Raw genomic sequence first — 11,115 nt, forward strand, 5'->3', positions numbered from 1 at the left:
GGACTGGGCATAAAAATTCAAAATAGTCTACGACAAGGCTTGCGCCTACAAAATTCAAAATTCAGATTAATACTTCCCTTCGCATCTCTACTCCCCTACTCCCCACTCCCTACTCCTTCAAATTCCCGTGACTCAACCTGAAACTTTGCGATCGCTCCTAGAGTCCGTCGCCAATGGTAAAGTAAGCCCAGATATGGCCTTAGACTCACTCAAAGACTTAGCCTATGAACCTGTGGGTGAGTTTGCCAAAATTGATCATCATCGTCATTTAAGAACTGGTTTCCCGGAAGTAATTTGGGGGCCTGGTAAGACTCCTGAGCAAATTTGGCAAATTATGGAGGTGATGCGTCAGCGTAACCCGGTAGTCATGGCAACCAGGATTGAACCAGCAACCTACACTGTACTGCAATCTAAGGTCAGAGGTTTACGTTACTACGAGTTGGCACGTATTTGTGCCATTGCTCCCCTACACATCGAACCACAGTTTACAGGGTTAATTGGTATTCTCTCGGCTGGTACTGCTGACTTACCCGTTGCGGAAGAGGCTGCTATCACGGCTGAACTTTCTGGTTTTCGGGTGCAGCGTCTTTGGGATGTAGGCGTTGCTGGTATTCACCGTTTACTGAGTAACCGCCATCTCATTGAGTCAGCATCAGTATTAATTGTTGTCGCTGGCATGGAAGGCGCTTTACCTAGCGTTGTGGCAGGTTTGGCAGATTGTCCCGTAATTGCCGTACCTACGAGTGTGGGTTATGGTGCGAGTTTTGGCGGATTAGCACCACTATTAACAATGCTCAATTCCTGTGCTGCGGGAGTGGGAGTAGTGAATATTGATAACGGTTTTGGTGCAGCTGTGTTAGCAGGGCAAATTTTGCGAACTGCCGAGAAATTACGGATGGCATCGGTTAATTCTTGAGTTATGACATCGAGTGATTGGGGACTGGGAACTGAAGATTGGGTAAATTACTGAGTCTCCAGTCCTCAGTTTCTAGCCTCTCATTTAATTAACTCAAGATGAACTACTTAAGTGATTTTATATCTCAGGCTGTTTGGCATCTGCCTTTAAATGCAATCTCAATAGCACAAAATGTTACAGACCCCAATGTGGTAGGTCAGATGCAAAAAACTTGGAATAACTTTGTCCAGACTGGTCAAATCTGGGCATTGTTGATTGGTTTGGTAATTGGCTATATCTTCAGAAACCTAACTAAGTACGGTTGACAGAGGTAGGGTGTAGGAAGTACGGAGTAAGGATTAGGAATCAGCAGGGTAGCACAGGAGCAGAGGAGAATAATATTCTCTATGCCCAATCCCCAGTCCCTAATCCCTAGTCCCCAATACCCAATATTTCTATGACCGAAAAACAAACTTGGAGTCAGAGGTTTGAATCAGCATTACATCCAGCGATCGCTCTTTTTAATGCCAGTATAGGATTTGACATAGAATTAATCGAATACGACCTCACCGGCTCCCAAGCTCATGCTCAAATGTTGGCGCATACAGGGATTATTTCCCCAGAGGAAGGGGAAAAACTGGTAGCAGGTTTAGAGCAAATCCGCCATGAATATCGCGGAGGTAAATTTAATCCCGGTGTGGATGCCGAAGACGTACACTTTGCTGTGGAACGGCGGTTAACAGAAATTGTCGGTGATGTGGGGAAAAAACTACACACGGCGCGATCGCGTAATGACCAAGTAGGTACAGATACCAGACTTTACTTACGTGACCAAATTCAACAAATTCAAAACCAGTTACGGGAATTTCAACGTGTTTTACTAAACATCGCCCAAGAAAATATAGAAACTCTCATTCCTGGTTATACCCACCTCCAACGCGCTCAACCCCTAAGTCTAGCTCATCACCTCTTGGCTTATTTCCAGATGGCACAACGAGACTGGGAACGCTTAGGAGATGTTTATCGCCGGGTAAATATTTCTCCTTTGGGGTGTGGTGCTTTAGCGGGTACGACTTTCCCCATCGACCGCCATTACACTGCCAAACTATTGCATTTTGATAGTATTTATGCTAATAGCCTTGATGGTGTGAGCGATCGCGACTTTGCCGTAGAATTTTTGTGTGCGGCTAGTCTCATCATGGTTCACCTCAGTCGTCTTTCTGAGGAAATGATTCTGTGGGCATCGGAAGAGTTTCGGTTTATCACGCTCAAAGATAGCTGTGCCACAGGTTCCAGCATCATGCCCCAAAAGAAAAATCCCGATGTACCAGAATTAGTACGGGGTAAAACTGGGCGAGTCTTCGGTCATCTCCAAGCAATGCTAGTGATCATGAAGGGATTACCCCTAGCCTATAACAAGGACTTACAAGAAGACAAAGAAGGTCTATTTGATACTGTTAATACTGTGAAAGCTTGCCTAGAAGCAATGACAATTTTGTTACGAGAAGGGTTAGAATTTCGGACTCAGCGTTTAGCAGAAGCCGTCACAGAAGACTTTTCTAATGCTACCGATGTCGCAGATTATTTAGCGGCAAGGGGTGTTCCCTTTCGAGAAGCTTATAATCTTGTCGGTAAAGTCGTCAAAACTAGCATTGCCGCAGGTAAACTCTTAAAAGATTTAACCCTAGAAGAGTGGCAACAACTACATCCAGCATTTGCAGAGGATATTTATGAAGCTATATCCCCGCGTACAGTCGTAGCAGCCCGCAACAGTTACGGCGGTACTGGCTTTGCTCAAGTTAAAACAGCACTAATAGCAGCCCACAATCAAATTGCTGAGTGCTGAGTCAGGTATGGGGGATGAGGGATTAGGTATGGGAAATATCATCTCCCCCATCTCCCCAGTCCCCAATCCCCAATCCCCAGTCCTCTTGATACTCAAAAAATTAAGGCGTACATTTGTACGCCTTGACAACTAACACAATCCAAGATTTAGAACTTCGGAGGGCTGCTTATTCAGTATCAACTGCTGCTGCGCCCTCATCTTCCTCTTCCTTGGGTGGTCGTTGTTGGAATCTTCTTTGCATCCGTCCTGTTGTAGTCCGTTTACGAAACTTTCTGGCATACGCCTGGTTCCGTAGCGCCTTTTCTTTTTTCGGGTTACGGCGCTTGGCCATGTTCACCTCATGAATAAACAACAAAAAAATTCAACTAGGCATTCTGTAGACAATATCAGCTACTGACGTTATTGATATAGCTTGGGCCTAGTTTGAAATTGTATATACTTTGAACAGCATACAATGCTACCGCATTCAAATGCGGAATGTCAATAGTGACAGTGTAGAGTGCGTCAGTACGAATAATTTCTTGGTATTTCCAGGTTTTCTCTCACTGATGCAGCATACTGACAAGCAATTTAGGATAATCTATTTTTTTGTGTTTCCTAAGTCAATAACCACTCCTCTCAGGCAATAATCAATTTAGTAATCCTTGAGACTGCTGTTATTCATCTCACTTAAAAATGAGAAAATTCACAAAAATTAGTTAATGCTATTAACTCCTATTCAGTAACAATCTCTTAGTTATCATCAAATAATCATGGGCAATTACTTTTAATCGTTATAAAATCATTTATCAGAGTTAATTAAAGCAATTGATTTTTTTAATTAACTCTGATAAAACGATATTTAATAATTAGTGTTCAGAGATGTTTTCCAGAAAATTCATCCTGATATGACTGGGAAAATGTTGAAGTATAAGAAACTATTTATGTATATCAGAATACAATTTAAGTTTTGAATATCAATGGTCAAGTTGATATATCATATGACAATAGTTAAAATGTAGTAACAAACCACAAGCATCTTTGTTTAGCACAAGATTCAATTATTTAATGATTGAGTTCATGCAAGTGGTGGGTAATTAAATGAACACAATATAAACATTTTCAGATTGAAAGTTCCTGCTTTTTTTGCGGCTCCTCTCCAATCTACGCTTAACTTGTGGCGTATTGGAAAAACTGTAATGGGTATAATTTTTCGTCATCCCATTACTGGAACAAGTATCATACCGATATTACCCGATGGACGAATTGTACTGATTCGGCGGCGTGATGATGGTCTTTGGGCCTTGCCTGGGGGTATGGTGGACTGGGGAGAAGATATCCCTAGTACAGTCTGCCGTGAGTTAGTCGAGGAAACTGGACTAGAGTTAATCAAGATTAGGCGTTTGGTTGGGGTTTACTCTGCTCCAAATCGCGATCCTAGAATTCACTCGATTTGTGTGGTGGTGGAAGCAGAAGTACAGGGAAGTATGGAAATTCAGGATAAATTAGAAGTCATGGAAATCCAAGCATTCCCTATTGATGCCTTACCTAAAGAGCCAATGTCTCATGATCACTCTCGTCAGCTACGAGACTATTTGAGCGGTTTGACAACACTAGCTTGAAAATAGTCAGTAGGAATGAGGAGTCGGGAATAGGGTGTAGGTTTAGGAAATTTTTATAACCTAATTGTGGGCAAAGTTAATTTTTGGGTTAAAATTACCAACTTAGATTTATGCTAAAAAGTCTAATTTAAAACCTTAAATAAAGATGGATACGCTGTTACGTAACGCCCGGAGAAAACTATCTCAAGGGCTATTATTCTGGCGAGAAGCTGGTGAAGGGATTCCTATAGTTTTTTTACATGGCAATTGGCATGATAGCGGCCAATGGGTAGCTGTCATGGAGTCGCTTTATCCAAACTTTCATTGTTTTGCTCCAGATTTATTAGGGTTTGGAGAATCTGATCATCCCAACATCCATTACTCTATTGATGTGCAAGTAGAGTGTATGGCTGAGTTTTTGCAAGCTTTGAAATTAGAAAAGGTAAACTTAGTTGGTCATTCCCTTGGGGGTTGGATTGCGGCTAGTTATGCCTTAAAGTATGGACAGCAAGTTGATAAGTTAGTCCTAGTAGCACCAGAGGGTGTAAAAATTTCAGGACAAGAAGCTTATTGGCAGAAAATGCAGCAGTTATTGAAGCGATCGCCACTCTTTTTTAAGATAATGCGATCGCTACGGTTTTTGACTAAAATTTTTCGTCTAGACGAAAAAATAGAACAAGATTGGCAACTACGGCAAATGGTGTTGCAATACCCTACAGCTTGCCAATTATTATTTCAACGACAGCAACCAGAACTGGAAGCAGAATTATTACAGAGTCGATTATCTGACCTAGCAATTCCTGTGTTAATTGTGCAAGGTGGAAAAGATGCTCCTGATACCTTAGCTAGAAGTCAAGCTTATAGTAAACTAATTGAGCAAGTAGAGTTAAAAATAATTGCTCACGCTGGTAATGATTTACCAACATCTTGTGTTGGTGTTATGGCTGGAGATATTCGAGATTTTATTTTGGGAAATAAATAACAGAAAAGGCGTTGCATAAATGCGGGATGAATTAAGCTTCTTGAGCAAAGTAAACTACCAATTTTTTGCGGCTTTGCGCCTTTGCGCGAAACATAAATCATCTCATTAATCAGCAACGCCACAGAAAAATTTAATTCTTCTAAAACCCGTCTGTACAGGATGAAGACGTAGGAATATTTCTAATCACTAACTTTCTTATTTTTCAATATTCATTTAGGTTCTTTGGCATTTCAGCATTGGAGCATTGGGTATTAGCTGATTAATACATAGCCTAAGTCAGTATCAGGCGATCGCACCTGTAACATTTTGTAATGAATTTGGCACGTACCCATGTTATTAATACATCACACCAGAGACTAACACAAGTTACCAGAATAATTTATTTTTACGTGAATATACGCTCTAACTATTGACTTTTATTCCTAAAAGTTTTAAATTCTTTTGTTGGGATAGATGAAATTAATTTGCAAAAATACTGCAAATAGTTTTTATAGGGAGAGTTAGAGATGAGTGTGAGCAAGAAGGGCTTGTTGGGTGCTGGTGCGGCATTCATGGCGTTAACGGGTTTAGCAGTTAGCACTTTTGGTGCAATGCAGGCGACTACTGCTAATTCAATTTATAATCAACAAGCACCACGCTTACTAGCTCTAAGGCAAAAGCGATTAACAGTAGTTTTTCCTAGCCGTTCAGATTCTACAGACTTGCAAAATAAAGCTAATGCTGTAGCATCATTTTTGTCCAAAGAATTAGGAATTTCTGTGAAAGCGCAGATAGGTGATGATACGGCGGCGGTAGAAGCTTTGAGAGCGAATCGAGCTGATGTAGCTTTCCTCAGCAGCCGTCCGGCACTGAAAGCCGAACAATTGGCAAATGCTCGCTTGCACTTAGCAGAAGTTCGCGACAACTACTCCGGTAGATTCACGTATAACTCAGTATTTGTGGTTCCCAAAGATAGCCCTCTCCAAACCAAGAGTAATGCCAAAGTCACCCTAGAGCAATTACGGGGTAAGAGAATGGCATTTACTTCTCCCACTTCTGGCTCAGGGTTTATTTTCCCAGTCAGTGAGTTGGTGAAGCAGGGATTTGTTCCCAATCGCGATCGCATGGATGGTTTCTTCGGCCAAATTACTTACGGTGGTAACTACAGCAAAGCTTTACAAGCTGTTGTGCGGGGTCAGGCTGATGTGGCTGTAGTATCAGAATATGCACTCTTCCCTCCTTACATTAACGCAGAAGAAAAAAGCAAGTTACGCATACTGCACAAAATTTCTGGTGTACCTGCTCACGGTATCGCTATTGATGATGATGTGTATGCACCAGATAGGGAAAGAATCATCAATGCTCTATTGAAGTTAAATCAGCCCCAAAATAATCAATTGCTACGAGGTTTGTACAATTCTACAGAATTGGTGAGAGTTGATCATTCTCGTCATTTAGCACCAGTGCGCGATGCTCTCCAACGTGTTGGCATTGAACCATAGTCAAAGTGCTGAGTAATGGATGCTGAGTTCTGAGTAACAACAGATTAAAGGCAGCAGACTTCAAACTATATTATCTAGAGTGGAAATGAGATTCCCCCTTACTCAGAACTCAGCAATTTCCACTGTGAACAGTTAGTGAATTTGACCGAGGCATAGGATGAGTGATTGTGTAATAGATTGTTACAACCTAGAGACGGCTTATGCTGACTCTTTGCATCGTCCTATCCTCAACGGGATTAATTGCCAAATCAAACAGGGTGAGTTTGTTGTTTTATTAGGACTCAATGGTGCAGGTAAGTCTACTTTACTGCGATCGCTCGTGGGGTTAGTACCATTAGCAGGCGGAGAAATTCGCATCAATGATTTAGAGTTAACACCCGCTACATTGGCGAAAGTTCGCCGTGATGTGGGAATGTTGTTTCAAGGTGGCGGGTTAATCCCCCAGTTATCAGCTATTGATAATGTGTTGTGTGGACGACTGGGTGTCAGAAGCACTTGGGAAACGCTGTTTGGTTTTCCCAAACGCGATCGCCTATTAGCACTAGAGTTATTAGAACAATTGGGTTTAAGAGAGCTAGCCTACCAAAAAACTAGCCAACTCAGTGGAGGGCAGCAACAAAGAGTTGCGATCGCACGGGCGTTAATCCAATCACCGCAGATCCTCCTAGCTGATGAACCCATCACAGGTTTAGATGTCATTGCTTGCCAGCAAGTGATGGATACTTTATCAGAATTACATACCCAGCATGGGATGACGATCGTTACAGTGTTACATGATTTGGGTATAGCTGCCAAATATGCCCAACGAGCGATCGTTTTGGATGCAGGGCGCATTGTATATGATGGAGTTTGCGATAACTTGCAAGAAAAATTTACACAAGTTTCAACGTGAGTAAGGGTAAGCCCAAAACAATTACTCGTCTGCCGATGAATACTAAAAGTTAAGAGTTTTGAGTTAGGTAAAAGGTTCAGAGTCAGTATAAATCATGAGTTATTTGTTGAATTCAAAACTCCTGCGTCGCTACCCTTGGGTGACTCCCTTACTCATTTTATTAATTCTAGTTATAGTTTATGGCTGGGCTTTGCGGGGTTTAAAGCTTGATTTTGAACTTCTGTACTCAAGCTGGCCTTACATTACAGATTTTATCTCACGGTTATTTCCCCCCGATACCGCAGTTATAGATATAGCAGTTAAGGCATTAATTGAAACTGTGCAGATGTCTTTATGGGGGACAACCATTGGTGCAATTGTTTCTGTACCGATTGCCATAGCTAGTGCCAATAATGTTGCCCCTCGTTGGCTGCAATGGTTGGCTAATTTGTTGCAAAATACAGTCCGTTCAGTCCCCTCAATTATTCTAGGCTTAATTTTTGTTGCAGCCACGGGTTTAGGCGCACCCGCAGGGACATTAGCCTTGGGAATTTATACTATTGGCTATCTAGCTAAGTTTTATCAACAAGCTATTGAGTCCGTTGACCGACGCTCTTTAGAATCTTTACAGGTGATGGGAGCATCTAAGTTACAAATTGCCCAATACGGTATTCTGCCGCAAGTCTTGCCCCTAGGGTTAGGCTACACCTTATGGATGTTTGAGTACAACATTCGTGCTGCCTCTGTTTTGGGTGTAGTGGGTGCTGGTGGTATTGGTTTTCAGTTGAAAAGTTATATTGATGGGTTTGAGTACAACAAAGCCACTACTATGATGCTAGTGCTGTTGGTGGTAGTTACGGTAATTGATAGTTTTAGCAGTCAACTGCGTCGCCGTCTCGATTCTATGTAGTTCTGAGATTCACCAATACAAAAATAACTGTAGAGACGTTTCGTGAAACGTCTCTACTTTTGATTGTTATGATTTTTAATGACAAATTTTTGGAAAGGTTGATCATTAAATTCTAGAAACTTGAGCAACAGCTTCAGCAAAGCTGTGATGATGTATTGCTGGCTGTGGTTCTTCTTGGTTGCTGTTAGCAAAGTGCTTATTCATTAATGCAGGTACTTGATCTGCTTGAATCCGACTGTAGCGGGTTTTATCAGGCATAACTAAATTCGGCCCACCCTTGCAGTTTTTCATGCAGCCAGTACCTTTAATAGTAACTTGGTCTTCTAAACCGCGATCGCTCAACGCCGCTTCTAACGCTTGACACAAAGCCTTACCACCACGTTTCATGCAATCAGACTTTTGACACATCAATATTGTGGCTTTAGTCTTACTGGGTTTTGGCTGAGTTGGTGGAACTGCACTTTCCCTACCAGCCATTACTCGCTCAGCTTTCAGCGTCGTTTTACCACTCTTAGCATCGTATTTTTTTTCTCCAACGACTTGTAGCCAAGTTCCAGGTGATAAACGCCAATCGAAGGTATACCTTAAATTTTTAGCTAGTTTAACGTAACATTCACCTTCGTAAGTTCCTAGTAACAAGCCTTTGAGCTTATAACCATCTTTAATAACAAAATCGATAAATCTACCCTCAAGGCAAAATTCAGATACTTCTTGACTGTGGTGTACACCCATTTTCTTTTCCCTAATTTTTAACTCTGATTTATTAATATGATCTGAGCAGCTATCCTCTATCGGAATGTGGGTAGCGAGTTTGCCAACTAGATTTGAGAGTCCAAATTAAATCTTGGCGAGAAGCTGTGAATTGTCGCATCACACTCCACAGTTGCGCTGCGGCCGTAGGACTGCTAATTTCCACACTCAAAGGCTGATTAGTTTCACAGCAACAAGGAATTTCTAACTCTTGCAGACGTTGATAAACCTGCCATCGGTCTATCCAATTCACCTCTACAACGTACCGACTTTTGATTTCTGAACTAAAAGATTTCAAGTAACTAGCCCTCAAAGTGCGACTAAGTTGCAGTAACTATCTTGCTAACGCTCCCTAGGTTGGAAAATCCTTGAGCGAGCAAACTCTAATCCTAGAATAGCGTAAGTGCAAACTTTTCTCATTTAGTTTTGCAAAAAATTTTCAAAATCTTGTCATCCCTCTCGGATTGATAAAAAGACAGATGAAGAAGGGAGTGGGAAGAAGCAGAAGCGCAGGGGGTAGGAAGAAAAGAGTGGTAGTGGCGTGTTATCGCGTCAGTGTAAGCCACCGCCAATCTTTGGTGGTGCGTTAGAGCTAACGTTCATAACCCACACTACTACAAAACTTTTATCTCTCTGTACCCCTGCCTCTTTTCAAAATAGCTTGATCAAAAAAATTAGCAACTAAAGGCAATATGTATACAATTCATTAATGAATAAAGTTTGCAATTTTACAGAATAAAAATAAAAAGTTTGCAATAATTTTTCGGCTTGCTTTTATTTTTAAGATGTTAATATGTAGAAACCAAGCAGTTAGCAAGTAAGACTGTTCAAAAGCGAGGGGAACAATGGCTGATACACAAACTCTATTACAAAATTTTGGTCAGGTTTACGACAATCCTGTATTACTAGATCGCAGTGTAACTGCTCCAGTTACTGAAGGACTTAACGTTGTTCTATCTAGCTTTCAGGCGCTGTACTTGCAGTACCAAAAACATCATTTTGTCGTTGAAGGTGCAGAATTTTACTCACTGCACGAATTTTTCAATGATAGCTATCAAGAAATTCAAGACCACGTACATGAAATTGGCGAACGCTTAAATGGATTAGGTGGTGTACCAGCTGCTTCTTTTAGCAAGTTGGCAGAACTCACTTGTTTTGAACAAGAAGCTGATGGTGTCTATTCCAGCCGCAAGATGCTAGAAAATGACCTAGCAGCAGAACAGGCAATCATCAACGTTATCCGCCGCCAAGCTGCTCAGGCTGAGAGTTTGGGAGATCGTGGTACACGCTATATGTACGAAAAGATTCTGTTAAAAACCGAGGAAAGAGCTTATCATATAGCTCACTTCTTGGCTAAAGATAGCTTAACTTTGGGTTTTGTTCAACCTGCTCAAAATTAATTTTTAGAGTATTGAAATTCAGTCTATTTATAGATGCAAAGCACCTTAATAGGACTGGAAGGAAAAGTAATCTAACTAATGACAGAGGGTATTAATACTCTCTGTCATTTTTCATGGCAGTAAATGCTTGAGTGAGATTGATCAAATGATGATTTCATTAACTTGCAAAATATTAGCATTTAACCAATAAGGCAATATTTGTATTTTGGTTGATTTTAACCTGCTCTTAATTATTGACCATATCTGGCAATATACTCATTGATAATGTCAAAACTCTTAAATTCAACAATTAGAATAATGATGATTTAGTTTATTGATAATTTTTTGAAATTAGCAGATAAAAATCAGTGATTACTAAAAAAGGGGATTTATTTAAAAACAAATACAAAAAGTTATTTTT

12 protein-coding genes are annotated in these 11,115 nt (G+C 40.9%); 9 read left to right on the forward strand and 3 right to left on the reverse strand.

Annotated elements, in window-relative coordinates:
- Positions 1 to 127: 127 nt before the first annotated feature.
- The 3 genes from larB to argH all read left to right on the forward strand — a co-directional run bounded on the left by larB (position 128) and on the right by argH (position 2,741).
- Entirely contained in the window at positions 128 to 916 is a 789-nt protein-coding gene (gene larB / locus NOS7524_RS23620; RefSeq protein ID WP_015140995.1) for a nickel pincer cofactor biosynthesis protein LarB, read from the forward strand.
- A 98-nt stretch (positions 917 to 1,014) separates the two neighbouring features.
- Positions 1,015 to 1,221 carry a hypothetical protein gene (locus NOS7524_RS23625; RefSeq protein WP_015140996.1) on the forward strand — a complete coding sequence of 69 codons (207 nt, stop codon included), beginning with the start codon at positions 1,015 to 1,017 and terminating at the stop codon, positions 1,219 to 1,221.
- A 131-nt stretch (positions 1,222 to 1,352) separates the two neighbouring features.
- Positions 1,353 to 2,741, forward strand: coding sequence for an argininosuccinate lyase (gene argH / locus NOS7524_RS23630; RefSeq protein ID WP_015140997.1), 1,389 nt, complete (start codon positions 1,353 to 1,355; stop codon positions 2,739 to 2,741).
- 166 nt (positions 2,742 to 2,907) lie between these two features.
- Here the strand turns inward: argH and NOS7524_RS30265 are convergent, their stop codons facing one another.
- Positions 2,908 to 3,072 (reverse strand): hypothetical protein, encoded by a 165-nt coding sequence (locus tag NOS7524_RS30265; protein WP_015140998.1) that lies wholly within the window; start codon positions 3,070 to 3,072, stop codon positions 2,908 to 2,910.
- 775 nt (positions 3,073 to 3,847) lie between these two features.
- Here NOS7524_RS30265 and NOS7524_RS23635 point away from each other — a divergent pair.
- The 5 genes from NOS7524_RS23635 (at position 3,848) to phnE (ending at position 8,565) form a co-directional block, all read left to right on the forward strand.
- Positions 3,848 to 4,342: an NUDIX hydrolase gene (locus NOS7524_RS23635; RefSeq protein ID WP_015140999.1), complete on the forward strand. Its 495-nt coding sequence runs from the start codon at positions 3,848 to 3,850 to the stop codon at positions 4,340 to 4,342.
- 145 nt (positions 4,343 to 4,487) lie between these two features.
- Positions 4,488 to 5,303 carry an alpha/beta fold hydrolase gene (locus NOS7524_RS23640; protein WP_015141000.1) on the forward strand — a complete coding sequence of 272 codons (816 nt, stop codon included), beginning with the start codon at positions 4,488 to 4,490 and terminating at the stop codon, positions 5,301 to 5,303.
- 506 nt (positions 5,304 to 5,809) lie between these two features.
- Positions 5,810 to 6,784, forward strand: coding sequence for a phosphate/phosphite/phosphonate ABC transporter substrate-binding protein (locus NOS7524_RS23645; protein WP_015141001.1), 975 nt, complete (start codon positions 5,810 to 5,812; stop codon positions 6,782 to 6,784).
- 157 nt (positions 6,785 to 6,941) lie between these two features.
- Complete coding sequence (locus tag NOS7524_RS23650; RefSeq protein ID WP_015141002.1) at positions 6,942 to 7,676, forward strand: phosphonate ABC transporter ATP-binding protein; 735 nt, start codon at positions 6,942 to 6,944, stop codon at positions 7,674 to 7,676.
- Positions 7,677 to 7,770: 94 nt separating this feature from the next.
- Positions 7,771 to 8,565, forward strand: coding sequence for a phosphonate ABC transporter, permease protein PhnE (phnE, locus tag NOS7524_RS23655; protein WP_015141003.1), 795 nt, complete (start codon positions 7,771 to 7,773; stop codon positions 8,563 to 8,565).
- Between the two features lie 105 nt (positions 8,566 to 8,670).
- On the opposite strand, the gene NOS7524_RS23660 is transcribed toward phnE, so the two are convergent.
- Entirely contained in the window at positions 8,671 to 9,297 is a 627-nt protein-coding gene (locus NOS7524_RS23660) for a (2Fe-2S) ferredoxin domain-containing protein (protein WP_015141004.1), read from the reverse strand.
- A 49-nt stretch (positions 9,298 to 9,346) separates the two neighbouring features.
- On the reverse strand, positions 9,347 to 9,613 hold the full coding sequence (locus NOS7524_RS23665) for an Asr1405/Asl0597 family protein (protein WP_015141005.1): 267 nt from the start codon (positions 9,611 to 9,613) through the stop codon (positions 9,347 to 9,349).
- A gap of 547 nt (positions 9,614 to 10,160) precedes the next feature.
- Between NOS7524_RS23665 and NOS7524_RS23670 the strand changes: the two genes are divergently transcribed.
- Positions 10,161 to 10,715 (forward strand): Dps family protein, encoded by a 555-nt coding sequence (locus NOS7524_RS23670; RefSeq protein WP_015141006.1) that lies wholly within the window; start codon positions 10,161 to 10,163, stop codon positions 10,713 to 10,715.
- Positions 10,716 to 11,115: the final 400 nt, after the last annotated feature.

It is taken from the genome of Nostoc sp. PCC 7524, assembly GCF_000316645.1.
Classification (GTDB): domain Bacteria; phylum Cyanobacteriota; class Cyanobacteriia; order Cyanobacteriales; family Nostocaceae; genus Trichormus.